This window comes from Streptosporangium sp. 'caverna', assembly GCF_003203775.1.
GTDB classification, from domain to species: Bacteria; Actinomycetota; Actinomycetes; order Streptosporangiales; family Streptosporangiaceae; genus Streptosporangium; species Streptosporangium subroseum.
In genome coordinates, this window is sequence record NZ_CP029711.1 from 5,258,830 (window position 1) to 5,283,157 (window position 24,328).

At 70.1% G+C, this 24,328-nt stretch carries 22 protein-coding genes; 13 read left to right on the forward strand and 9 right to left on the reverse strand.

What is annotated here, in order from left to right; genetic code table 11:
* The first annotated feature begins 97 nt into the window (after positions 1 to 97).
* Genes DKM19_RS23295 through DKM19_RS23305 form a run of 3 tightly spaced genes read left to right on the forward strand, consistent with a single transcriptional unit; the run spans position 98 to position 3,800 of the window.
* Positions 98 to 607 carry a PadR family transcriptional regulator gene (locus tag DKM19_RS23295; RefSeq protein ID WP_110698335.1) on the forward strand — a complete coding sequence of 170 codons (510 nt, stop codon included), beginning with the start codon at positions 98 to 100 and terminating at the stop codon, positions 605 to 607.
* Entirely contained in the window at positions 604 to 1,296 is a 693-nt protein-coding gene (locus tag DKM19_RS23300) for an ABC transporter ATP-binding protein (protein WP_110698337.1), read from the forward strand. Before DKM19_RS23295 ends, DKM19_RS23300 begins: the two co-directional genes overlap by 4 nt.
* On the forward strand, positions 1,293 to 3,800 hold the full coding sequence (locus DKM19_RS23305; RefSeq protein ID WP_110698339.1) for an ABC transporter permease: 2,508 nt from the start codon (positions 1,293 to 1,295) through the stop codon (positions 3,798 to 3,800). The genes DKM19_RS23300 and DKM19_RS23305 overlap by 4 nt, the downstream gene beginning before the upstream one ends.
* A 33-nt stretch (positions 3,801 to 3,833) precedes the next feature.
* On the opposite strand, the gene DKM19_RS49690 is transcribed toward DKM19_RS23305, so the two are convergent.
* The 3 genes from DKM19_RS49690 to DKM19_RS23315 all read right to left on the reverse strand — a co-directional run bounded on the left by DKM19_RS49690 (position 3,834) and on the right by DKM19_RS23315 (position 6,266).
* Positions 3,834 to 3,971 (reverse strand): hypothetical protein, encoded by a 138-nt coding sequence (locus tag DKM19_RS49690; RefSeq protein WP_162641694.1) that lies wholly within the window; start codon positions 3,969 to 3,971, stop codon positions 3,834 to 3,836.
* A 365-nt stretch (positions 3,972 to 4,336) separates the two neighbouring features.
* Positions 4,337 to 4,726: a cupin gene (locus tag DKM19_RS23310; RefSeq protein WP_110698341.1), complete on the reverse strand. Its 390-nt coding sequence runs from the start codon at positions 4,724 to 4,726 to the stop codon at positions 4,337 to 4,339.
* 64 nt (positions 4,727 to 4,790) lie between these two features.
* Complete coding sequence (locus DKM19_RS23315; protein WP_110698343.1) at positions 4,791 to 6,266, reverse strand: MFS transporter; 1,476 nt, start codon at positions 6,264 to 6,266, stop codon at positions 4,791 to 4,793.
* A gap of 290 nt (positions 6,267 to 6,556) precedes the next feature.
* On the opposite strand from DKM19_RS23315, the gene DKM19_RS52770 reads away from it, so the two are divergent.
* Complete coding sequence (locus DKM19_RS52770; RefSeq protein ID WP_305000323.1) at positions 6,557 to 7,690, forward strand: sensor histidine kinase; 1,134 nt, start codon at positions 6,557 to 6,559, stop codon at positions 7,688 to 7,690.
* Positions 7,687 to 8,346 (forward strand): response regulator transcription factor, encoded by a 660-nt coding sequence (locus tag DKM19_RS23325; protein WP_110698347.1) that lies wholly within the window; start codon positions 7,687 to 7,689, stop codon positions 8,344 to 8,346. Before DKM19_RS52770 ends, DKM19_RS23325 begins: the two co-directional genes overlap by 4 nt.
* Before the next feature lie 155 nt (positions 8,347 to 8,501).
* On the opposite strand, the gene DKM19_RS23330 is transcribed toward DKM19_RS23325, so the two are convergent.
* On the reverse strand, positions 8,502 to 9,410 hold the full coding sequence (locus DKM19_RS23330; protein WP_110705913.1) for an SDR family NAD(P)-dependent oxidoreductase: 909 nt from the start codon (positions 9,408 to 9,410) through the stop codon (positions 8,502 to 8,504).
* Positions 9,411 to 9,470: 60 nt separating this feature from the next.
* On the opposite strand from DKM19_RS23330, the gene DKM19_RS23335 reads away from it, so the two are divergent.
* The gene (locus DKM19_RS23335; RefSeq protein WP_110698349.1) at positions 9,471 to 10,394 is read left to right on the forward strand and encodes an AraC family transcriptional regulator; all 924 of its coding nucleotides are present in this window, start codon (positions 9,471 to 9,473) and stop codon (positions 10,392 to 10,394) included.
* Between the two features lie 252 nt (positions 10,395 to 10,646).
* Here the strand turns inward: DKM19_RS23335 and DKM19_RS23340 are convergent, their stop codons facing one another.
* Positions 10,647 to 11,123: a nuclear transport factor 2 family protein gene (locus DKM19_RS23340; RefSeq protein ID WP_162641695.1), complete on the reverse strand. Its 477-nt coding sequence runs from the start codon at positions 11,121 to 11,123 to the stop codon at positions 10,647 to 10,649.
* A 13-nt stretch (positions 11,124 to 11,136) separates the two neighbouring features.
* Positions 11,137 to 12,468: a homogentisate 1,2-dioxygenase gene (locus DKM19_RS23345; RefSeq protein WP_110698353.1), complete on the reverse strand. Its 1,332-nt coding sequence runs from the start codon at positions 12,466 to 12,468 to the stop codon at positions 11,137 to 11,139.
* 315 nt (positions 12,469 to 12,783) lie between these two features.
* Here DKM19_RS23345 and DKM19_RS23350 point away from each other — a divergent pair, with 315 nt between their 5' ends.
* On the forward strand, positions 12,784 to 13,422 hold the full coding sequence (locus tag DKM19_RS23350) for a TetR/AcrR family transcriptional regulator (RefSeq protein WP_110698355.1): 639 nt from the start codon (positions 12,784 to 12,786) through the stop codon (positions 13,420 to 13,422).
* Positions 13,423 to 13,625: 203 nt separating this feature from the next.
* On the opposite strand, the gene DKM19_RS23355 is transcribed toward DKM19_RS23350, so the two are convergent.
* Positions 13,626 to 15,104 carry a GntP family permease gene (locus tag DKM19_RS23355; protein ID WP_110698357.1) on the reverse strand — a complete coding sequence of 493 codons (1,479 nt, stop codon included), beginning with the start codon at positions 15,102 to 15,104 and terminating at the stop codon, positions 13,626 to 13,628.
* Positions 15,105 to 15,366: 262 nt separating this feature from the next.
* Here DKM19_RS23355 and DKM19_RS23360 point away from each other — a divergent pair, with 262 nt between their 5' ends.
* From DKM19_RS23360 to DKM19_RS23370, 3 genes are read left to right on the forward strand one after another with little or no spacing between them, the layout of a single operon-like run.
* Complete coding sequence (locus DKM19_RS23360) at positions 15,367 to 16,596, forward strand: CaiB/BaiF CoA-transferase family protein (RefSeq protein ID WP_110698359.1); 1,230 nt, start codon at positions 15,367 to 15,369, stop codon at positions 16,594 to 16,596.
* A complete protein-coding gene (locus tag DKM19_RS23365) occupies positions 16,597 to 17,550 on the forward strand; it encodes a hydroxymethylglutaryl-CoA lyase (protein ID WP_110698361.1) in 954 nt (317 codons plus the stop codon).
* 30 nt (positions 17,551 to 17,580) lie between these two features.
* Positions 17,581 to 18,390, forward strand: a complete 810-nt coding sequence (locus tag DKM19_RS23370) for an IclR family transcriptional regulator (protein ID WP_110698363.1) — start codon at positions 17,581 to 17,583, stop codon at positions 18,388 to 18,390.
* Between the two features lie 43 nt (positions 18,391 to 18,433).
* Here the strand turns inward: DKM19_RS23370 and DKM19_RS23375 are convergent, their stop codons facing one another.
* Positions 18,434 to 18,976, reverse strand: coding sequence for a hypothetical protein (locus tag DKM19_RS23375; RefSeq protein WP_110698365.1), 543 nt, complete (start codon positions 18,974 to 18,976; stop codon positions 18,434 to 18,436).
* A 170-nt stretch (positions 18,977 to 19,146) separates the two neighbouring features.
* Between DKM19_RS23375 and DKM19_RS23380 the strand changes: the two genes are divergently transcribed.
* Together DKM19_RS23380 and rox are read left to right on the forward strand one after the other, a co-directional pair.
* Entirely contained in the window at positions 19,147 to 20,499 is a 1,353-nt protein-coding gene (locus tag DKM19_RS23380; RefSeq protein ID WP_110698367.1) for an MFS transporter, read from the forward strand.
* A gap of 381 nt (positions 20,500 to 20,880) precedes the next feature.
* Complete coding sequence (gene rox / locus DKM19_RS23385; RefSeq protein ID WP_110698369.1) at positions 20,881 to 22,308, forward strand: rifampin monooxygenase; 1,428 nt, start codon at positions 20,881 to 20,883, stop codon at positions 22,306 to 22,308.
* An 83-nt stretch (positions 22,309 to 22,391) separates the two neighbouring features.
* On the opposite strand, the gene DKM19_RS23390 is transcribed toward rox, so the two are convergent.
* Positions 22,392 to 23,399: an oxidoreductase gene (locus DKM19_RS23390; RefSeq protein WP_110698371.1), complete on the reverse strand. Its 1,008-nt coding sequence runs from the start codon at positions 23,397 to 23,399 to the stop codon at positions 22,392 to 22,394.
* A gap of 280 nt (positions 23,400 to 23,679) precedes the next feature.
* Between DKM19_RS23390 and DKM19_RS23395 the strand changes: the two genes are divergently transcribed.
* Complete coding sequence (locus DKM19_RS23395; RefSeq protein WP_110698373.1) at positions 23,680 to 24,261, forward strand: TetR/AcrR family transcriptional regulator; 582 nt, start codon at positions 23,680 to 23,682, stop codon at positions 24,259 to 24,261.
* The last annotated feature ends 67 nt before the right edge of the window (positions 24,262 to 24,328 follow it).

Below are 24,328 nucleotides of genomic sequence, written 5' to 3' on the forward strand. Positions count from 1 at the left end.
GGGCCGGGGGCGGCCTTGATCGGAGCTGGGGCCATCTGACGTAACGCTGCGTCGACCCCCTTGAGCGATGCATACTTCGTATGCATACTTAGTACTCATGCCGGTCAGACACGGGCTGCTCGCCCTCCTCAGCAAGGGGCCTCGGCACGGCTACCAACTGCGGGTCGAGTTCGAGGCGTCGACCGGGGCGACCTGGCCGCTCAACATCGGCCAGGTCTACACAACGCTGTCCCGCCTGGAGCGCGACGGCCTGGTCAAGCCGGGCGAGTCGGACGAGCAGGGCCGGGTCGTCTACACGATCACCGCGGCCGGCCGGGAGGAAATGGCGCGGTGGTTCGCCACCCCCGTCATCCACTCCGACCGGCCGCGGGACGAGCTGGTCATCAAGCTGGCCATGGCCGTCGCGGCCGGGAAGGTGGACGTCGCCGAGGTCATCCACCGGCAGCGGACGGCGACCATGCGCGCCCTCCAGCAGCTGACCAGGGCCAAGCGAGCTGCCACGGAAGGCGCGGCCCAGCGGCTCGTACTCGATTCCATGATCTTCCAGGCTGAGGCCGAACAACGGTGGCTGGACCACTGTGAGGCCGTTCTCAAGGAGGAAAAATGACGTTCGTACGGCTGGTTGAGGTGGCCAGAGTCCATGGCGAAGGAGCGACAGCCGTACACGCTCTGAAAGGTGTGAACCTCGAGGTCGGCGCGGGAAAGCTGGTCGCGGTCATGGGCCCTTCCGGGTCCGGCAAGTCGACCCTGCTCAACCTCGTGGGCGGGCTCGACCGGCCCACGTCGGGGACGGTGCACATCGACGAGCAGGACCTGGCCACCGTGCGCGACCTGGCGGCGCTGCGGCGCCGCAGCGTCGGCTACGTCTTCCAGGACCTCAACCTGATCACGTCGCTGACGGCGGCGGAGAACGTGATGCTGCCGCGCGAGCTCGACGGCCTGCGCTCAGGCCTGGCCCGGGAGGAGGCCATGGCCGTGCTGGCGGAGGTCGACGTGGGGCACCTGGCCGACCGCTTCCCCGACGAGCTGTCCGGTGGCCAGCGTCAGCGGGTCGCGATCGCCCGCGCTCTGGTCGGCGAGCGGCGCCTGCTGCTGGCCGACGAACCGACCGGCGCGCTCGACACGCGCACCGGCGACGAGATCCTGCAAACATTACGGGCTCGCTGTGACGCGGGCGCGACGGTCCTGCTGGTCACCCACGAGCCGCGCTACGCCGCCTGGGCCGATCGTGTGGTGTTCCTCCGCGACGGGATGATCGCGGACACCACGGACACGTCGCTGGTGAGCGCCCGATGAGCGCCTTACTGGTCGCGCTGCGCCTCGCCCGCCGAACCGCGTGGCGTTCCCGGGGGCGAAGCGCGCTCATCATGGTGATGATCGGCTTGCCCGTCCTGGTGATCACGGGGGTCTTCACCCTCACCGAGACCATGAGCATCACTCCGCGGGAGGGGCTGGTGGCCGAGCTCGGCACGGCCGACTCCCGCCTCGTCCAGACACCTGAGGGTACGGTGCTCCAGCAGCAGCCGAACGGGGCGAGCTGGAACACGAGCGGCGGCGACTACGAAGCGGCCTATCCCAAGCTCGGCGCCGCCGAGGTGGCGGCCCTGCTCGGACCGAGCACCCGGTTGATCCCCTTCAGCACCGGCGCGCTCCGGTTGGGCACCGAACGGGTCGACGCGCTGGAGACCGACCTGCGCGATCCCCTCACCAGGGGGATGCTGACATTGAGCGAGGGCAGATTTCCCGCCGCCCGCGAGGTCGCGGTGACACCCGCGCTCGGCCTGCGCCCCGGCGATCTCCTGCGGCCGTCCGGCGAGGCGCCGCTGACGGTGGTGGGCGTGGTCGAGCACCCGTACCGGCCCTCGCTTCGCGAGGTGGTGGGTCCGGATCTGCCGCTGGCACCCCCGGATGGCTTCTTGTCTCCAACCCAGTACGGCCCCGGCTGGCTCGCCGACACCGCGAAGCCCGTGACCTGGACCGACGTGCCCGCGCTGAACACGGCCGGCCTGTACGTCACCTCCCGCGCCATGATCCGGGACTTCGAGCCGCGCGCCCCGGTTGGTCTCTCCTTGTTGGACGTCCGGCACACGGTCGGGCTCGGCGCCATGGTGATCATGGTGGTGCTGGAGACCGTGCTGCTGGCCGGGCCCGCCTTCGCGGTCGGGCTCCGGAGACGGCGCCGGGAACTGGCCGAGATCGCGGCGCAGGGCGGCTCGGCCGGGCACCTGCGGATGATCGTGCTGGCCGACGGGCTGGTTCTCGGAGGTGCGGCCACCCTCGTGGCGACGGTGCTGGGCATCGGGGCCGGAGTGCTGGGCGCCTCGATCGTGGCGCGCTGGGGAGGGCAGGTCGGCCCGCCGGGGGTACCGTGGCCGCCGGTTATGGGCATCGCCGCGCTGGGACTGCTCACCGGGCTCGTGGCAGCGCTGGTGCCCGCCGCACAGGCGGCTCGGCAGAACACCGCGGCCGTGCTGGCCGGCCGCGCTCCCGCGGTGGCCGATCGGCCGGGATGGCCCCTGCTGGGGGCCGTGCTGGTGCTGGCCGGACTGGGGGCGACCGTGGTGGCGCGGCGCCAGCCGGACTCGATGTGGGTGTTCGCCTCCGCGGTGCTGATCCTGCTCGGGCTGGTGGTGTTGATGCCATGGCTCGTCCGCTGCACGGGATGGCCGGCCGCGCGGTTGCGCCTCCCGCTGCGGGTGTCCGTCCGTGACGCGGTCCGCCACCGGTCCCGGACGGTGAGTGCCGTGGCGGCCGTCATGGCGGTCACGGCCACGGTCGTGGCGGTGGGCATCGGCACCCACAGCGAATACATGGATCGGCGCAACGCCTACACCTCGGCGCGCCCGACCGGCACGCTGGCGATCTGGGGCGGCAGTATCAGCGACGCGGCCTGGAACGGGCTCCGCGCCGAAACGGCCCGCCGGCTGCCGGGCGTGCCACTGGCCGCCGGCTATCAGGTGAGGGACGCCCAGGGCCGCCGCTACGCGTTGCGGTACACGGTGCGATGGAACGGGACACGGACGCGCCGTACGGTGGCCGTCGGAGACCAGACTCTGCTCAGGCTCCTGCAGGGGCGCCACGATCCGCAGGCGACCGCGGCGCTGGCGAGCGGCAAGGCCGTGGTGTTCGACGCGTCCGCGGTGCGAAATGGCAAGCTGGCGCTGCGGGCGGGCTCCACGTCCGGCCCCGCACGCAAGCTCGAAGTGCCGGCGGTGCTGGCCACACCCGCCGACGAGTACCAGGGCGGGGCCCTGCTGCCGCGCACCCTGGTCGAGCAGGCGGGATTCTCGACGGCGGAGCGTCAGCTCTACGCCATGTACCGGCTGCCGGCCGACTCGACGCTGTCACGCGATCTGGCCAAGGTGACCCCCCGCGTGACGGTCGCCTCCGAGGAGGGCTATCGCAACGTGCCCGACCCCGGCCTGTGGGGCTGGCTCGTCGGCGCTCTTGTCCTCGTCGTCGGTGGCACGCTGGCCGCCACTCGCCTGGCGGCCGCCGACATGCGGCCTGAGCGGGTGACGATGATGGCCATCGGCGCACCGCCGGGGACGTTGCGGATGGTCGTGGCCTGCCAGGCCCTCTACATCTCCGGGCTCGGCGCGCTGGTGGGGCTGGTCGCGGGAACGGTGACGGGCGTGGCGCTGAGCCGGCCGATGACGACACACGGCGCCGGAGATCCCGCCACGATCGCCATACCGTGGCCGTTCGTGATCGCCGTGGTGGTGGGGCTGCCCATTCTGGCGACGGTGGCGGCGCTGATCACCCGGACCAGACTGCCCCTCGCCCGCCGGCTCCTGTGACACGGTTCCCTGGCTGCTCGCGACCACCGCGCCTCACCGGTCGATCGGTGCGAACCTGAACGCGATCTCGTCGGGGTGGGACTTGCGAGCGGCCAGGGAGGCCTGGGCCGCGGAGCCGACCGGGATGCGCAGTGGCGGGTCCCGCAGTTCGATGGCGTCGCCGATCGCCACGGCAGCAGCGCCTGGGTGACCCGCAGCGCCCCCACCGTGTTCAGCTCGACGAGGCTCGCAGCGGCCATCCGATGAGTTCGTCTCGTTCGATCCGAGGCACCGGAAGCCCCTGACCCGCGGTGCCTCGGATCGAACGGAGGTGGCGAACCTGATCGCCCATGTCGCATCGGACCCGGCCTCGGCCACGACCGGTGGAGCCCTGAGCACTGACGGCGGCCTGGTCCCGACGGTCATCCCCGGAGTTTCGCCGCGGTCGATCCCTTGATGAGTGCCGGCCGGCTTTGGGCCACCGGGGTGGCACAGATACGCGACTACTCGCCACGCACCCGCGATCGTCGTCATGGGTGAGGACAGGGTGCGAGGGATTATGCTCCGGCCCGCTTCTCCAGCCGGCTGCCGCGTGGCAGGGTGACGGCCATGATGTTGCTGGGGATGTCCAGCTCGATGCGGTGCCAGCGCCCGCGCGGGACGATGACGGCGGTTCCGGCCATCAGCCTGATCTCCTCCTCCTCTTGTCCCGGCCGTTCCGGACGGAGGTAGAGGCGTATCTTCCCGATGAGGCAGGACACGACCTCCTCGGCCTCGGGGTGGATTTCCCAGTGGTCGGCGTGGACGTCGGCGCCGGTCTTCGCATGGAAGGCCGTCAGCTGCCAGCCGTCCTGGCCCGCGTCGTCCGCTCTTCTCACGGCGTGAATCTCGCCGCCCTGGTGAAGGTGGATGGAGGAGGCCAAGAGATCGATCGGGGTAACGGTCATGCCTGGACGACCTTCCTATGGTGATCTTTCATCTGGCGGGTTGTGGGGTGGGGCGGATCGCCGGTCAATCCCGGGCGAGGAGCGCGTCGCGGTCGTCGGCCTGCTCGGCCCGTGACGGTGAGCCGGCCCGCGGCAGGACGGTGAGGGCGATGAGGACGGCGGTGGCCAGGAGGGCGGCGCCGAGTGTCAGGCCGAACGCGTATCCGTCGGTGAGGGCCGAGGGTGTGGCGGTCTGACCGGTGCGGTTCTGGGCGGCGGCGCCGAGGACGGCCAGACCGATTGAGGCGCCGATCTGTCGTGAACTGTTGAGCAGGCCGGAGGCGGTGCCCGTCTCGTGGGGCGCGACCCCCGCGGTGGCGATGGAGACGACCGGTCCGAGGCAGAGCCCGAACCCGACGCTGGCGACGATCGACGGGCCCAGGACATCGGTGATGAAGGCGCCCTCGGAGCTGATCAGGCCGAACCAGGCGAACCCGGCCGCGGTCAGCAGCCCGCCGGCGACCAGGAGGGTCCGCGGCGCGAGACGGTAGCCGAGTTTGATGGCGAGTACCGAGCCGACGATCACCCCGAGGGCGAACGGCAGGAACTCGAGCCCGGTCAGGGCCGGCCCGGTGCCGAGCACGCGCTGGAGGTACAGCGACATGAAATAGAACGACGAGGCCATGGCCCCGCCGACGAAGAGGTTGTAGATGTTGGCGCCGGCGACCGAGCGGTTGGCGAACAGGCCGAGCCGGATCAGCGGTTCGCGCGTGGTGGTCCGCTCGACGTAGATGAAGGCGGCCAGCAGCGCGGCGGCGACCGCCAGGGTCGTCAGGGTGACCGGGGAGGTCCACGGATACCGGTCGGTGCGGACGACGCCGAACACCAGCAGGGTTATGCCCGCGGTGGACAGGACGGCGCCCGGCACGTCCGGGCGGCCGCCGCGAACCGGGGGCGGGCCGGCGGCGACAGCCCGCCAGGTCAGGGCCAGCGCGCCGGCGGCCATCGGGACGCTGACGAACATCACCCATCGCCAGCCGGCGTACTGGGTGAGCAGGCCGCCGATCAGGACGCCGAGGGCGCCTCCGGCGGCGTTCACCGCCGCCCATACGCCGAAAGCCCGGACGCGGGCCTTGCCCGTGGGGAACGTCGAGGTCAGCAGTGCCAGCGCGGCCGGGGCCACCGCGGCGGCCCCGATGCCCTGTACGGCACGGGCGGCCACGAGATAGCCGGGCGCCTGGGCGAAGCCGCCGACGAGTGAGGCGAGGCCGAACAGGCCGAGCCCGAACAGCAGTACCCGCTTACGGCCGTACCGGTCGGCGGCCTTGCCGCCCAGCAGGAGCAGCCCGCCGAAGGTGAGCGCGTAGGCGTGGATCACCCAGGTCAGCCCCACCGCGCTGAAGCCGAGGCCGAGGCCGATCTGCGGGAGTCCGACGTTCACCACCGACAGGTCCAGCGACACCATGAACTGCACGACGGCCACCGCGGCGAGGGTAAGACCTGGCCGGGCATCCGCATCAATGATCGATTTCCTGCCTGCCGATTCCGTACGTGTCACCATGACTCAGTCCTCGTGGCTGATGACCCGTTCGTTCCGGGTTGTGGCGCGGGGGGTGATGGCCGGCGGCTCTCCCGGCCCATGGGGCGGAACCCGCCCTTGATTCGGATCATGTGCATGCCGGACATCGTGGTACTCGGGCCGGTCAGCGGTCATCATGCCCAGGGAGGCTCCTCCGCCTGGCACCCGGGGAGCAGAGTCGGCCTCACTACATCGCGGGGAGTAGTGATTTATTACGACATACGGCGGACGACCCCCGGCGGGAAAAGCCCTAACCTACACAAATGATGTTCATGGACCGGTGGCGGCCGCTCGCCCAGGACGGCCTGCTCGCCGCGGTGATGGCCATCCTGCTGTCGGTCATCGTGTTCTACACGCCGAACGCGGGCGCGCTGGATTTCGCGGCCGTCCTCGCCGGCTCACTCGCGCTCGTCGCCTGGCGGCGGGCTCCCCTGGTGGCGTTGCTCGTCAGCACGGCCTGCATGCTCGTGGTCACGGCGCACATCCAGCCCGGCCTGCCGGCCGCCTTCCCGGTGATGGTGTCGGTGTTCGCCGCGGTCGGGGCCGGCCACCGGCTGGCCGGGGCGCTGGCGAGCCTGGCTTTCCTGGGTACCGACCTGGTGATTCACCTGCCCGGCGTCGACGGACCCGTGAAGGATCTCCAGAACACCGCACTGCTGATCGGCTGGTTCGTGGCGGCCGGCGTGGCGGCGACGGTGACCCGGCACCGGCAGGCGTACCTGGAGGAGGCCGAGCAGCGGGCCGCCGAGGCCGAGCGCACCCGCGAGGAGGCGGCCCGGCGCCGCGCGGGCGAGGAGCGGCTGCGCATCGCCAGGGAGCTGCACGACTCGCTCACCCACAGCATCTCGATCATCAAGGTTCAGGCCGGGGTGGCCGTCCACCTGGCACGCAGGCGCGGCGAGGACGTGCCCCCCGCGCTGCTGGCCATCCAGGAAGCCAGCGGCGACGCGATGCGCGAGCTGCGCGCCACCCTGGAGGTGCTGCGAGACCCCGGCGGCTCCGACTGCGAGACCCCGGCCAGCGGCCTCGACCGGCTCGACGACCTGGTGGAGCGGGCCCGCTCGACCGGGCTGCCGGCCACGGTGACGATCTCCGGCGCGCGGCGGGAGCTGCCGGCCGAGGTGGACCGGGCCGCGTACCGGATCGTCCAGGAGGCGCTCACCAACGTCTCCCGGCACGCCGGCGGGGCGGCCGCGACGGTGCGCATCGACTACGCGGACGAGGAGCTGATCGTGCAGGTCGACGACGGCGGCACGGCCGACCCTGACGCGCCGCCCGTGCCCGGCACGGGTCTGCTCGGCATGCGCGAGCGCGTCGCGGCGCTCGGCGGCCGGCTGCGGGCCGAGCCCCGCCCCGAGGGCGGCTTCACCGTACGCGCCGAGCTTCCCCTTGGAGAGCCCTCGTGATCCGCGTGCTGCTCGTGGACGACCAGGCGCTCATTCGCGGCGGCTTCCGGGCCCTGCTGGAGATCGAGGACGACATCGAGGTGGTGGCCGAGGCCGCGAACGGCGAGCAAGGCGTCGCGCTCGCCCGCGAGCACCGGCCCGACGTCGCCCTCGTCGACATCCAGATGCCGGTGATGGACGGCATCGAGGCGACCCGGCTGATCGCCGCCGACGAGCGGCTGAGCGACGTCCACGTCGTGATCCTCACCAACTACGGCCTCGACGAGTACGTCTTCAACGCGCTCCGCGCCGGCGCCTGCGGCTTCATGGTCAAGGACACCGAGCCCGCCGACCTGCTGCAGGGCATCAGGGTCGCGGCCCGCGGCGACGCGCTGCTGTCCCCCGCGATCACCCGCCGCCTGATCGGCGAGTACGTCGCCCGCCGCCCCGAGCCCGCGCCCGAGGGGCTCGACGTGCTGACCAACCGCGAGCGCGAGGTCACCGCGCTGGTGGCCCGCGGCCTGTCCAACGACGAGATCGCCGCCCACATGGTGATCAGCCCGGCTACCGCGAAGACGCACGTCAGCAGGGCGATGACCAAGCTGCATGCCAGGGACCGCGCCCAGCTCGTGGTGTTCGCCTACGAATCCGGCCTCGTCACCCCGCGGCGCGGCTGATCGCGTGCCGCCCGGCGACGTCTCCCCTCGACCCGCACCGCCGACTCGGTCAGGTGGTCGCCCCACCGTGGGGATCGGCCCGGCCGCGCCGGTGGAGGCACCGCCCTCGCGGACAGTTTGAGCGGCCTCAGGTCGCTCCGGCGACGAGGGCCCGGTCAGCGAGCCGCCGTCGCTGTGAGCGCGTAGTCCCAGAGGCGGTCCGCGGCGGCCGGGTCGACCGACCAGGCCGCGACGCCGGCGGTCACGTCCGGTCCGCCCGGCACCACCTCGGCCTCCTGGTTGTCCGAGAAGAACCGGCCGGTCACGCCGTCCAGCAGCGGGGACGCGGCGAGCAGCACCGAGGTGGCGGCGCCCTGCTCCGGGGTCTTGTAGTAGTCCGGGGTCACGAGGTTTCCCTCGTCGTCCATCGCGCCCACCGCCCGCATGGTGGCGGCGTCGAGGTGCCGCTGCAGGTTGGTGTGGATGTAGCCGGGCTCGAACGCGTTCGCGGTGACGCCGTCGGCGGCCCGGTGCCGGGCGAGGCCGACCGCGAGCAGCACGTCGGCCGTCTTCGACTGCGCGTACGCGGCCCATGGGTCGTACGGGCGGCGCTCGAAGTGCGGGTCGTCGAAGTCGAACGGCGCGCGCAGCTGAGCGCCGGAACTCACCATGACCACTCGCGCGTCGGCGGCCTGCCGCAGGTTCTCGTGCAGGCCGGTGATCAGCGCGAAATGCCCGAGGAAGTTCGTCGCCAGCTGCAGCTCCCAGCCGTTGGCGGCGACCTGCCGGGTGGGCAGCGCCATGATCCCGGCGTTCGCGACGATCGCGTGCACCGGCCCGGTCCAGCCGGCCACGAACGCACGCACCGAGCCGAGGTCGCTCAGGTCCAGGGCCCGCTGGTCGCCGGTGGGGTTGCGGGTCGCGACGGTGACCTCGGCCCCCGCCCCCCGCAGAGCCCGGACGGTCTCCAGGCCGATCCCGGAGGCGCCGCCGGTGACGATGATTCGCCGCCCGGTGAGGTCGACTCCGACGAGGATCTCCGCGGCCGTGGTCTTGGCGTTGAATGGAGTGTTGATGCGTGTCATGACCACAACGGTAGGAACCGGCGGTTGGACGTGGAATGGTTCAGAGTCCAACATAGTTGAGTGAGCGTCCAGCAGACCGATCCCCTCGAAGATGTCCTCACCCTCGTCGGAACGACGAGCCACCTGTCCGTCGGGCTGGTGGCCGGCGGCGAGTGGGCGCTGTCGTTCGAGCCTCCGCCTGCGGTCAAATTCAACGCGGTGCGCCGCGGCCACTGCCTGCTCACCGTCGACGGCGTGCCGGAGCCGATCGAACTGGCCGAGGGCGACTGCTTCCTGCTCACCCGGCCGCGGGCCTTCACCCTGGCCAGCGGGCCGGAGGTACGGCCGATCCCGGCCGGCCCGGTCTTCGAGGCGGCCGTCGACGGCAGGGCCCGGGCGGGGACCGGCGAGGACGTGATCTTCATCGGCGGCCGGTTCGACTTCGGCGAGCGGGCCCAGGAACTGTTGCTCGACGCGCTGCCACCGGTGATCCACGTGCCCGGCCGCACCGCCGAGGCCGCGACCGTGCGCTGGGCGCTCGATCAGATCGACGCCGAGCTGCGTGACCGGCCGATTGCCTCGGCACTGGTCACCGAGCATCTCGCCCTGGTCATGCTGATCCATGTGCTGCGCCTGCACCTTGCCGGGCCGGGCTCGGCGTCCGGCTGGCTGGCCGGGCTCACCGACCCGGTCGTGGCCCCGGCGCTGGGGGCCATGCACGCCCGGCCGGCCCATGCCTGGACGGTGGCCCAGCTGGCCGAGGTCGCGGCGGTGTCCCGGTCGACGCTCGCCGCCCGGTTCAAGCATGCCGTCGGGCAGGGCCCGCTCGACTACCTGACCGGCTGGCGGATCGAACTGGCCGCCGAGCGCCTGCGCCGCGGCGACGAGACGATGGCGGCGATCGCCCGTGAGGTCGGCTACGGCTCGGAGAGCGCGCTGAGCAACGCGTTCAAGCGGGTCACCGGCGCGTCCCCGCGCGATTACCGCCGCCGGATCAGCCCGTGACCTTCCCGCCGGCGATCTCCAGGTCCTTGCCTGCGAGGGCCGACGAGGACCTGGGTTCGATCGTGGCGGCCGCTTCGCGGCGATGGAGGTACCGGACGAACCGGTCGCTGCCATCCGCGCCATCTTCCGTACCCTCCGATAACCAGGACTCGGGCCCGGGGCGGGCGTGTGCTCACCGCCCACGCCCACCGCTTTCCCTCTGGTCTCCACGGCTGGGACCTGCGTTGAAAACCGGCTCCAGCTCGTTCGCGGTCAGAGCCCGACGACCGGCAAGCTGTGCATGACGTCAAGACGGGTGAACTTCCACGCACCGTCGCTCCTGCGCAGGGCCGAGTCATAGAAACCGATCATGATCGGTGCGATGCCGCCCCTTACTCCGGGCGGGCCCGGCCACCGGCCGTCCGGGGGTTCCGGCTCGGCGACCGCCGACCACACAACAAACTGGGCGTTCATCGTCGCCTCCCCGCCATCGACCTCGATGATGTGATCGGTGGTGACGTGGTGCAGATACGTCCGTTCCCGGAGGCGCCGGTTCTCGACGGAGTGCCGGATGTCCGTCGCCCCCACCAGCGGCTCACCAGCCTGCAGGTACTGCCCCGTCCCGGACCTGCCGAAGAACCGGATCATCCCCTCGTCGGTGAACAGCTTGGCCTGGGCCACACCGTTTCCCTCGTCGGTGGCGCGGACGTACCGGGAGAGAACGTCCTGGATCTCGTGCCTGTCGCTCATGACCATCCTCCTGTCACCGGCCGAAACGGCGCTCGAAGCCCTGCCAGAGGCTGTCGTAGTCCGGGTGACGCCGCTCGGAGTCGAGCGCCTGGCGGGTGAACTTCAGGGGTAGCCGCGTCTCGTAGGCGCACATGAGGTGACCGTCGATCCGTTCGGGGCGCAGCTCAGCCTGGGTGGCGGCGCTGTCGGCCTCGGGCACCACCCCGTGAGGGGTCATCATGTTCTGCACGCTGATGCTGCCCGGCGCACCGTACACACCGGTCCTACCGGGCGGCGCCTTGATCACACCGTAGATTTCGGTGCTGATGTTGCGGTGGTAGTACTGCGGCCGGAAGGTGTCCTCTGCCACGCTCCACCGCCAGTTGGGGGCGAGAAAGTCCATGTTCGGCACGCCGGGGGTGTCGGTCGGTGAGGTGAGGATCGTGAAGACGGACGGGTCGGTGTGGTCGTAGGTGAGAGTGCCGACGGTCTGGAAGCGATTCAGGTCGTAAACGTAGGGCACGTGGTTTCCGTGCCAGGCCACGACGTCCAGCGGCGAGTGGTCGTAGACCGAACCCCACAGCTCACCGCAGTACTTGACGATCACCTCAACCGGCCGCTCCACCTCGTCGTAGGCGGCGGTCGGGGCCCGGAAGTCCTCCGGGTTCGCCATGCCGTTGGCACCAAGCGGACCGAGCTCGGGCAGGACCAGCGGACGCCCGAAGTTCTCGGCGACATAGCCCCGAGCGGACACGTCGAGCAACTCCACCTGGAAACGTACGCCGCGCGGAATCAGCGCGACGTCTCCCACCTTGACGTGCAGCGGCCCGAACTCGGTGTGCACCAGCAACTCCCCCGCCTGCGGGGTGATCAGGAGTTCGCCGTCGGAATCGCTGAACACCTTGTCTTTCATGGAGGTGTTGGCGGCATACAGGTATACGGCCATGCCGGTCCGTTCGGCGGGATCCCCGTTACCGCCGAGGGGCCACATGCCGGAGACGAAGTCGGTGCCGGGCGCCGGGTCGGGCAGCGGGCTCCACATTGAGCGGTTCATCTCGATCTCGGCATCGGCGAGGCCGTGGAAACCGCCACCGCCGATGCGGCGAAAGGCGCCGTGCTGCGCCGAGGGCCGGATGCGATACATCCACGAGTGGCGGTTGCCGCCCCGCGGCTCGGTGAAGGCACTGCCGCTGATCTGCTCGGTGTAGAGGCCGAGCGGCGGTCGTTGCGGTGCGTGGTTACCGTCTGGCAGAGCGCCGGCCATCGCCTCGCTGGAGTGCAGGTTGCCGAAACCATGGAGGTAGCTCAGCGCTTCGGCCGTCTTCCGCGCCAGGTCCCTGTCTTCGTGCGGAGTATGGGTGGACATCTAACTTCCCTTTCTGAAGTCCCACGTCCGAGCCACCCTGCTGACGCCTCGGCCATCGGCGCGTCCGAACGGAACCGGCCCGACCTGGGCGGTGTTCTCCGGGCACGCCGACGTCGCCGGTCAGCAGTGCGACCCCGACTTCAACCGCCTACAGCGCGGCTGTTGACAGGTGTCAATTAATCCCGACCGCGTGACAGATGTCAACTATCCGCCGACCTGCGGCTTCTGAACTTTTCGTTAACGCAGGGACCTGTGGCAGAGTTGCTGAGCGCACGAGACTGAGCTCGGGGGCCCCTGGCGTGAGGATTGCAGGCGATGACAGCAGACGAGCGGCTCCCGGGGAGGCCCAGCAAGAACGAGGCCCCGATCCTTCAGCGCGGACTGGAGGCGTTCGCCGAGCTCGGGTACGAGGCCACCACCGTGCGCGAACTGGCCACGCGACTGAACGTCAGCCACAACTACATGAATCGTCGCTACGGATCAAAGCTCGACTTCTGGAAAGCCGTGGTCGACGCCGTAATAGAGCCGGGGGCAGAAGAACTCCTACGACTCAGCGAGAGCGACCTCTCGGACGAGAGCAAATTCACCGCGGTGGTGACTGCTTTCTATCGATCCGCGACAAGGTCGCCAGAGATGAACCGCCTCATAGCCTACGAGGCCGTCCGCGACTCCGAACGCCTTGATTACCTGTACGAAAAGTTCATCGCGCCGTTCTGGTCCCGGGTGGTGCCCATCGTCGACAGGCTCATGAGCGATGGGCGGATGCCGAACGCCCCGATTGACGCCGTGTTCTTCGCCATCACCGGCCCCGCGCTGGCCGTAACCCAGGGTCCTTTGACGCAACGACTCAAAGGCTCTCCGGCCGTCCCCGTCCAAGACAACTCAAATACCGTGGAGGCTCTCATCGAGCTATCCCTGAGCAGCCTTCTGCCGCAGAGACGAGCAGATGCATAAGGCGACTTCCGCCGCGTGCAACCGTAGGCCGTCGAATGCGGCCCTGAATATGCACGAAATCTTTCAGGCCGGCCCTGTCGCACAGCGGTCCGACAGATGAGAAGGGCTCGACGCCTATTACTCCGTACGGCTTCCGGGCAGAGCACGTCGCGAGCCGGCCGTTTCTCGGATCAACCGCGGCGCGCGGGTGCGGGGGCCGGTGCTCAGAACAGCAGGCTGAGCGGCAGGAGCAGGAGGATGCCCACGACCGAGGCCAGGGAAACGGCGAGGGTGCAGGTCTTGAGCGTGCCACGGGTGGTCTGACCCAGCAGCGACTGCAGCAGCCAGAAGGTGTTGCTGGTGACGTGGACGGCGAACAGCGAGCCGGTCCCCGCGGCGAGTGCGATCAGCACCGGGTCGATGCCGAGCGCGGGCGCGACCGGGGCGAGGATGCCCGCCGCCGTGATGGCCGAGATGGTGACCGAGCCGACCGCGATGTGCAGGGCCGCGGCGACCAGCCAGACCAGCAGCAGCGGCAGAAAGGTGTGGGCGGTGAAGTATCCGCGGAGGATGTCGCCCAGGCCGCCGGCCGCGACCACCGCCGCCAGGGAGCCGCCGACCGCGGTCAGGGCGAGGATCTGACCGCTCTCCCTGAAACCGTTGGAGATGGCCGTCTCCACCCGCTTCCTGCCCATGACGACGCGGCCGACGATCAAGGTGCCTATGAGTCCGATCAGCATGGCGAACACCGGGTCCGCGATGAATTTCAGCACCGCGTTCTCTCTGCCCACGGCATCGGCGACGGCACCGACGGCGATCATCAGCAGTGCGACGAGGAGCGGGGCGAAGCAGGCGAGCAGGCCCGGACCGCTCGTCTCGCCGCCCGCGGTGTCGTCGCCGTCGTTTCCCTTGGGGACGTCCGGACCGCTCGCCGGTGAGACGTCCGGCCAGGCGGGCGCCTGATGCGCCGTCCGCGTCGTCCCCGCCGTCCCCGCGGCCGGCACGGTCTGCGCGGCCGGCACGGTGGTCAGGACCTCGGCCTTGACCTCCTCGACGGCGGCGACCTCGTCGGTGGCACTGTTCCAGAATCCCCGGCGGAACAGGAAGGTCATAATCGACACCGAGATGAGGATGGTCGGGATGATCAGAACCAGCCCCCAGAGCAGCATCGCGCCCAGCGGGACGTGCAGCAGCGCCGCCAGGGCCAGCGTGCCGACGCCCGGCACCATGAGGACGATGCCGCACTCGAGCCCGATGGCCATGGCGGCGGCCATCCGAGGCGTACCCAGCGGGCCGATCCGGCGTGCGGCGGATCGGGCCAGCGGGGCCGAGATCACCAGCAGCACGTCCAGGTAGATCGACTGCAGCAGTGTGCCGATGGCCAGCGACATCGAGTACGGCAGCCGCTTGGGGCCGAAGATCTGGAGCAGCCGATTGACCAGCCGCTCGATGGCGCCCATCTCCTGCAGTATCGCGCCCATCAGCACGCCGAAGACGATCAGAAGCCCGACCTCGGCCATGATGTCGCCGAAGCCCTTGGTGATCGTCCCGATGGTCTTGGCCAGGCCGAGGGGGGTCATCAGTCCCAGACAGAGCGAACCGAGCACCAGCGAGATCACCGGGTTCACGCGGAAACGAACGATCAGCACCACGATGCCGACGATCGCCACCGCGGTGCTGGCAAGGACTGCGATATCTGACATCTCGTTCCTTCGATGGAGACGGCGGTGAAGGTGAGAGCTCGTCGCCGCTGTTCTGTGAGACCGGCCCGTAACCGAATTGTGGGATGCCAAGTCACCGCGAGGGTGACCGACGGGCAGGTCAAGGATCCTCTGCAGACCAATCTATGGGCAATTTGCCCTGTTTATCCATGAAGATGCTCATATATTACATTTTGACCTGTATGGTAGGAAACCCTCATCTTGGGATGCGAACCCACGATGTGGGTTTCGAGAGGGGCCTGCGATGGTCGAACAGAGTCCGAGCGGAAGGGACGCACCTGGGCCGCTGAGTGGTCTGCGGGTGCTTGAGCTGGGCAACTTCATCGCCGCGCCCTCGGCCGGCCGCCTCATGGCGGACTTCGGGGCAGATGTCATCAAGGTGGAACGCCCCCCTGGCGGAGACGAGCTGCGCCGGTGGCGGCTCCATGAAGGCGAGACCTCCCTGCTGTTCCGCGTGATGAACCGCAACAAGCGGTCCCTCACGCTGGACCTGAAACATTCCGAGGGCCGTACGGTCGCCCTCGACCTGATCCGCCGTTCGGATGTGGTGCTGGAGAACTTCCGGCCCGGCACCCTGGAACGCTGGGGGCTCGGGATCGAGCGGATGCGCGAGGTGAACCCGGGTGTGATCCTGGTCCGCATCTCGGGATACGGGCAGTACGGCCCATACCGCGACCGCCCCGGCTTCGGCGGCGTGGCGGAGGCCGTCGGCGGGCTCAGAAACCTCACCGGCTATCCCGATCGGCCCCCCACCCGGGTCGGCATCAGTCTCGCCGACTCCGTATCCGGCCTGTACGCCGTCATCGGAGCCCTCGCCGCCCTGCACCGCCGCGGCGTCACGGGGCAGGGAGAGGTGGTGGACGTCGCCCTGTACGAGACGGTCTACTCCCTGATGGAGTCGCTGACCCCTGACCACAGCGCCTTCCAGGTCGAGCCGGAGCGGGCCGGCAGCTCGCTGCCGGGGATCGTGCCGTCCAACACCTACGTGTGCGGTGACGGGCGCTACGTCGTGATCAGCGGCAACGGGGACTCCATTTTCAAACGGCTGATGCGGGTGATCGGCCGTTCCGAACTGGCCGAGGACGTGCGGCTCGCCGACAACGCCGGCCGGGTACGGCACGCCGAGCAACTGGACGCCGCCATTTCGGCCTGGACCCGGGAACTGCCGCACGAGGAGGTGCTGCGGCGGTTGGAGGAGGGCCAGATCCCCTCCGCTCCCATCTTCACCGCGGCCGACATCGCCAAGGATCCGCACTACGCGGCCCGCGGCATGCTGGAACGGCATCCGGTGACCATCGCCGCGGGCCGGGAACGGGAGGTGGTCTTCCCCGGCATCGTGCCCAAGTTCACCCGGGAACCCGGCCGTGTCCGGTGGCTCGGTCCGGAGCTGGGTGAGCACACCGACGAGGTGCTCGCCGAGGTGGGGATGGACGAAGCACACCGCGGGAAACTGCGGGACCTGGGAGTGATCTGAGTGAGTGATGCTGCGAAGAAGGTCCTGATCACCGAGGTTCTGCTCCGTGACGGCTTCCAGATAGAGCCGATGATCGTCTCGACCGCCGACAAGATCCGGCTGGCCGACGGGCTGGTGGACGCCGGGCTGACCTCACTGGAGATCGGCTCGTTCGTGCACCCGGAGAAGGTGCCGCAGATGGCGGACACCGATCGGCTGGTCCGCGAACTGCGGCCCGGAGCGTCGGTGGCGCTGCACACCCTGGTCTTCAACGAGCGGGGAGCGCGCCGTGCGGTGGAGGCCGGAGCCCGCCACGTCCGGCTCATCGTCTCAGCGAGTGACGGCCACAGCCGCGCCAACGCCGGAGTGTCCACCCAGGCGGCCCTTGCCCGGCTGCGCCCCGCCGCGGAGCTGCTGACGCAGGCGCGGGTGGGGATCGAGGCCACCGTCGCCACGGCGTTCGTGTGCCCTTTCGACGGCGAGACCGATCCCGACACGGTGGTGAACGTGGCCAGGGAGCTGACCGGGTTCGGCATCGAGGTGCTCCATCTCGCCGACACGATCGGTGCGGCCAGCCCCTGGCACATCCGAAGAACGGTCTCCGCCGTACGATCGGCGTTTCCGGAGCTGCCGCTCGGGCTGCACCTGCACAACACCTACGGCATGGCCTCGGCGAACGCCTGGGAAGCGCTCCGGCTGGGCATCCGCCGCTTCGACGCCTCGCTGGGCGGAGTCGGCGGCTGCCCGTTCGCCCCCGGGGCGGCCGGGAACATCGCCACCGACGACCTGGTCAACCTCTTCCATCACGTGGGGGTCGCCACCGGGATCGACCCCGGGAAACTCGTCGCTCTCCGGGACGACCTCCGGGCGCTGCTGGGCCGCAGGCTCGACTCCGCCCTCTCCGCCGTGCCCGCCACGCCGGTGGCCTTGCGGCGTACGACCACCCCGAACCTGACGTACGCCATGCCTTCGTAGGCGACCGGTACGGCCAGAAAGGCACGGGTGATGAGCGGCAAGAGCGACGAGGCGGGCACGGCATCGGTGCTGGTCCTCCGTAAGATCCGCCAGATCCTGGAGTGCTTCACGGTCGAGCGGCCCGAGCTGACCCTTCAGCAGATCACCCGGGCCACGGGTCTGCCCGCCAGCACCTGCCAGCGGCTGGTGAACAGCCTGCTGAGGGAGGGCTTCCTGGACCGAAACGAGGACACCTACCGCATCGGTCTCGCCCTGGTGCGGTGGTCGGCTCCGGGAACCTTCGGCCTGGACATCGTGCAGCTCACCCGTCCGGTGCTCCGGCGACTGCGTGACCGGACGGGAGAATCGGCCTGCCTGCACGTGCGGGACGGTCCCTTCCGCACGGTGGTGGGCCTGGCCGAGACCCGTCACGTGATCATGCGGATGTTCATGGTGGGCATGGTGATGCCCCTGCACGCCGGCTCGGCCGGCAAGGTTTTCATGGCCTTCGATCCGATGGCGCGCCGCGCGGCGGTCAGCCACGGTCTTACCCGGCACACGGCCCACACCGTCGTCGACATCGACGAGCTGGACCAGCAGCTGGAGGAGGTCCGCAGACGCGGTTACTCGGCGACGTTCGAAGAACGCGACATCGGCGCGGCCTCGATCAGCGCGCCCGTCTTCGGAGCAACCGGTGAGCTTGTGGCGGTCCTGGGCATCGTCGCTCCGACGCAGCGGCTGACTCCCGCCGATACGAGCCGTCTCGCGCCTGCGGTCGTGGAGGCCGCCGAGGAGGGATCGCGCCGCCTCGGGTACCGCCCTGACCTCCGCCTGGCTTCCCAGGACTCGGTCACCGAGTGACACGGCATACGGCCATGCCGCCCGGCCCCCTCACCATGAGAGGTCAGAGCCCGAAGATCACCAGAACGGTGAGGCCGAGGCTCAGCGCCACGAAGGGGAGCGTTCTGGGGTGCTGAGCGGCCTCACGCCGCGAGGAGATCACCAGCGCGGCGCCCACGGCCAGAGCCACCAGCAGGTGCAGGCCGTACCACCAGGGAACGGGCAGCTTCGCCAGAACGGTCCCGGACAGCAGGTCGTCGGCGGCCGCGTAGCCGGAGAGCCCGCCGAGCAGGCCCAGGCCCAGCACCGCGAGTGCGTACCGGAAACGGCCGAGCAGGGCCCAGACGACGGTCCCGATGACGAGCAGGACAGCGGAGCTGTGATGCAGCTGCCGCATGAACAGGCCGCCGCGCACCTCAAGGCTGATCTTCAGGATCGAGGTGTAGGCGGCACTCACGGGAGTGCCCCGCAGCTGCTCGTAAGCGCCGTCGTAGGGCACCATCCGGCCGCCGGGCGTGTAGAAGAACGTCAGGAAGCCACCGGTGAGCAGGACGACCACAAAACAGTGGACCAGCATCTCGCCCACCAGCTGCCTCGCCCGCTCCATCCGCATATTCCACCACAGAGAGCAGACCAAGATCGCGGTATGCGAGCACCATCCCGACCGCGGCAGCCGCCTACCCGTGCACGCCGAGCGCGGGCAGAACCTCGCTCACGGTAAGGATCGGGCATCGCCTCATCGACGCGTCCGCCCGAAGACCTCGGTAGCGTCCGGCTGTGGCCGCTGATGAGGGGGAAACCCCGGCACCGCCGGAAAAGATCGATGACGGTGACCGTCCTTCGTCTCGGCCGTGGTCGGTCCTCCGGCGGTATCCCGACTTCCGCCGGCTCTTCGCCGGCAACTGCACGTCGCTGCTCGGATCGAGCGTCACCATGGTGGCGCTGCCGTTGACGGCGGTTGTCTCCCTGAACGCCTCGCCCGCCCAGATGGGACTTCTCGGTGCGGCGGCGTTGCTTCCGCACCTCGTTCTGGGGCTGCCCGCCGGGGTGTGGGTGGACCGCGTGCCCTACCGGCGGATACTCGTCCTGGCGGATCTGGTGCAGGCCCTGCTGCTGGGCTCGGTCCCGATCCTGGCCGTGCTCGGGCTGCTGCAGATCTGGCATCTGTACGCCGTGATGGTTCTCGCCGGCGTCTGCGGCCTCTTCGAGACCGTGACCGCCCAGTCCTTCACTCCCCTCCTGGTGCCACGTGAGCAGTTGCTGCCGGCCAACAGCGCGCTCATGCTGAGCAACGCGACCGTCACCACGACCGGCTCGGCGTTGGGCGGCGTGCTGGTTTCGCTGCTCACCGCACCCATCGCCATCGCCGTCGACGCCCTCTCGTTCCTGCTCGCCGGAGTGTGCAAGGCGCGCATCCGCACCCCCGGCCCCGCCGTCGTCTCCACCGAACGGCGTCAACGTCACCTCTGGGCCGACATCCTCGACGGGGTGCGCGCGGTCTTCGCCCATCGGATCATTCGCGCCGTGACGCTGGCGGCCACCCTCGGCGCGCTCGGCGGACAGATCCAGAACGTCGTCCTGGTGCTCTATCTGGTCAGAGATCTCAAGCTCTCCCCCGCTTTGATCGGCGTGGTCATCGCGATCGGCGGCGTGGCGGGGATCCTCGGCGCTCTGGTCGTGACCCCGATCACCCGTTTCATCGGCCCGGGCCGCTCCTTCATCGCGGGGATGTTCCTCGCGGCCATCGCCGGCCTGGTACTCGCAGCCGCGCTCAGCCCTCTGTCGCCTGTGCTCGCCATCCTGGCCGTGGCGCAGGTGCTGCGGGGAACGGGGCCGTCGCTCTACAGCGTCAACCAGCAGACCCTCCGGCAGGTTTTGATCGCCCCCGCTCTGCTCTCTCGGGCCAACGCCACCTGGAGGTTCCTCGTCTACGGAACGCAGCCCCTTGGCGCGCTTCTCGGCGGGGTGCTCGGATCGGTGCTCAGTCTCCGAGCCGCCCTCGTCATCGGCAGCGGCGTGATGCTCCTCGGCACCGCGATCGCCTACGCCTCACCGCTGCGCTCGTTGCGAGAGCTGCCCGCCCCGGAGCGCGACGACGAATCGACGCCCTCCGAAGTGGCACCGCCATGACCGGTGCGCGTGGATCCGGAAACCATCGGCTGCCTGCCGGGCATCACCGAAAAGGGCAGGCGCGGAAGAGGGCGCTGCGGACGGAAAAAGACAGAGGCAAGGAGATCGCCACTCCCTGCCACTCTCAATCTATAGCGCGCCCGGGGGCTTGCGGCAAGACCCGGGTCATGCCGCAGAATCTCCGACCGAGGCCGGAACCTGCGGAGATCAGGGGTTCGCGAAGTGCTCGCGCTTTCTGTCGACGTGTGGGTTTCGCGGAACGTCGAACCGCCGGTGGGACCTGCGGTGCGGTTGCGGGCGCTCGGCGCGGAGGTGCGGGTGTGCCCGCCCGACCGCGCGGAGCGGCCGGCCGAAAGGCGATCTTGTTGAACGGGGGGGTTCATGATTGACGTGATCATTACCGGCGGCGGACCGACCGGCTTGATGCTGGCCTGTGAGTTGCGGCTGCACGGCGTGCACACGCTCGTGCTGGAGAAGGAGGCGGAGCCGACCCGGGTTGTCCGCGCGCTCGGCCTGCACGCGCGCAGCGTCGAGGTGATGGATCAGCGCGGTCTGCTGGAGCGGTTCCTCGCGCTCGGCCGGAAGCACCCGGTCGGTGGTTTCTTCGCCGGCATCCCCAAGCCGTCGCCGGACCGGCTGGACACCGCGCATCCGTACGTCCTCGGCATTCCGCAGACCATCACCGAGCGGCTGCTGACCGAGCACGCCGCCGAACTCGGCGCCGAGATCCGGCGCGGCTGCGAACTGGCCGGGCTGAGCCAGGACGAGGACGGGGTGACCGCCGAGCTGGCCGACGGCACGCGGCTGCGCTCGCGCTACCTCGTCGGCTGCGACGGCGGCCGCAGCACGGTGCGCAGGCTGCTCGGCGTCGGCTTCCCCGGCGAGCCCTCCAGAGTCGACACGCTGCTGGGCGAGATGGAGCTGACCGAGGACCCGGCGGCGCTCGCCGCCGTCGTCGCGGAGATCCGCAAGACCCAGCTGAGGTTCGGCGCCGGGCCCCTCGGGAACGGGGCGTACCGCGTGGTCGTGCCCGCCGCGGGGGTGGCCGAGGACCGTACGGTCCCGCCGACCCTGGAGGAGTTCAAACAGCAGCTGCGGGTGACCGCGGGCACCGACTTCGGTGTGCACTCGCCGCGCTGGCTCTCCCGGTTCGGCGACGCCACCCGGCAGGCCGAGCGTTACCGGACCGGCCGGGTGCTGCTGGCCGGCGACTCGGCGCACACCCACCCGCCGATGGGCGGGCAGGGGCTCAACCTCGGCATCCAGGACGCGTTCAACCTCGGCTGGAAACTGGCCGCCGAGATCGGCGGCTGGGCGCCGGAGGGGCTGCTGGACAGCTACCACACCGAACGGCACCCGGTGGCCGCCGACGTGCTGAACAACACCCGCGCACAGATGGTGCTGATGTCCACCGAGCCGGGGCCGCTGTCGGTGCGCCGGCTGATGTCGGAGCTGATGGACTTCGAGGAGGTGAACCGGTACCTGATCGAGAAGATCACCGCGATCGGGGTCCGCTACGACTTCGGCGAGGGGCACGAACTGCTCGGCCGGCGGCTGCGGGACGTGGAGCTGAAGCGGACTCGCCTCTACGAGTTGATGCACGGCGGCCGCGGGCTGCTGCTCGACCAGACCGGCCGGCTCTCGGTGGCGGGCTGGGCGGATCGGATCGACCACGTCGTCGACGTCAGCGAGGAACTGAACGTGCCCGCGGCGCTGCTGCGGCCGGACGGCCACGTGGCGTGGGTCGGCGAAGACCAGCAGGAACTGCTCAGCCGACTGCCCAGGTGGTTCGGCGCCGCCGCCGGCTGAGCGCGCGGTTGTGGCTCGAAAGGGCGGAACCCGTCTGCGGCCGAGCTCCTTGGGTGACCGGGTCCTCGAGCCGGTGGGCGTCGTCACGCGTCGAGGCGCGCTCCCGTGAGCTGCTCGCTGAGGTCCCACAGCCGGATCGCGGAGCGCGGATCGATCGAGTAGGGCATGACGCCGAAGAAGGGCGAGATCCCCCGTTGTCCTTCGCGTCGGGCGTCGGCCGCGCCCTCGGGGGCGAGCGGGGCGATGTCGGAGTTCTCGCAGTAGACGCCGCCGTGCCCGTCGAGTTGCCGGGCGGTGGCGCACCACACACTCGTCGCGGCGCCCTGCTCGGGTGTCTTCAGGTTCCGCGACGGGTCGATGACCGGTTCGCCGTCCTCGCCGATCACGCCCATCCGCCGGAGGTCCTCCGTGCTGGTGTGGCGGGCGAGTGGGGTGACGATCGCACCTGGGTGCAGGGCGAACGCCCGGATGCCGTGGTCGCGTCCACGCCGGTCGAGTTCGACGGCGAACAGGTTGTTAGCGGTCTTCGACTGTCCGTACGCGTTCAGCGGGTCGTAGGGGCGACGCTCGAAGTGCACATCGTCCCAGACGATGCCGGACCGGCGGTGTCCCGACGACGACACCGCGACGACCCTGGCGCCCTCGGCCCGCAGCAGCGCGGGCCAGAGGCGGAGCGTCAACTGGAAGTGACCGAGGTGGTTGGTCGCGAAGTGGGACTCGTAGCCGCGCGCGTCGCGGGAGAGCGGGGCGGCCATGATCCCGGCGCTGTTGACCAGCATGTGCAGCGGCCGGCCGGTGCCGAGGAAGCCGTCGGCGAACGCGTCGATCGACGTGGGGTCTGTGAGGTCCATCGGTTCGAGCTGGACGCCCTCGGTGCCCGCCAGGGTCTCGGCGGCCTTCTCGTGGTCCCGTACGGGAACGACGACCGACGCTCCCGCTTCGCGCAGCGCGCGGACCGTCTCGACGCCGAGGCCGGAGTAGCCGCCCGTGACGATCGCGGTTCTGCCGGTGAGGTCGACGCCGGCGAGGATCTCACCGGCGGTCGTCGCGGGACCGTGTCCGGTGCCGAGCGGGGTCTGGGGTGTGGTCATGTGATCGCCTCCGTGGTCGAAGTGGGTGTGGAGCGGGCCCGTGCCCGGTCGGGTGGAAAGGGAGGAGCGGCCGGTCGGCCGCGATGGCGGAGAGGTGGTTTTCGAGCGGGAGAGCTCTCCGCGGTGCCGGCGACGGCTTCGTTCCCGCGCATCGTTTGATGTGGCGCAGGGGTTCTCCTACGATGGCCACACAGGAACGGAGAACTCTCCGTTTCAACGGGATCGACGGTAACGGAGAATTCTCCGCTTAGCAAGCGCGTCGTATTTTTCTGGAGGCACCTTGGCCGAGAGCCGGCACGAACCCGTACGCTCCGACGCGCTGAAGAACCGGGAGCACATCCTCCAGGTCGCCCACGAGGCGTTCGCGGAGTCCGGGGCGATCTCGCTCAACGTGATCGCCAAACGGGCCGGGGTCGGCGCGGGGACGCTCTACCGGCACTTCCCGAACCGGGAGACGCTGATCCTCGCCGTCTACCGGCGCGACGTCCAGCGGCTCGTCGACTCGGTGGGGCGGCTGCTCGCCGATCGTGAGCCGCTCGACGCCTTCCGGTTGTGGTTCGAGACGCTGGCCGACTACGTACGGCTCAAGCACGGCCTGGGCGAGGCGTTGCACACGGCCGCCGTGCGAGATGCCGTGAACGAGACCTACGCCCCGGTCACCGCGGCGGTCGGCGAGCTACTGCGGGCGTGCGAGGAGGCGGGCAGTGTTCGCCCCGGGCTCGACCCCGCCGACGTGCTCCTGCTCATGGGGTTCATGTGGCGCGTCGGGCCGGACGAGGCGGGCAGGGCGCAGGCGCGCAGGGTCATGGCCCTGGCCGTCGAGGGATTCCTGCCGACGAGATCGACGGGACTGACGGCATAGGCCCCGGCCACGAGGATGCGAATGCTCGTCCGGCCACTCGGCACCTACACCGGGCCGGCGGCCCCTG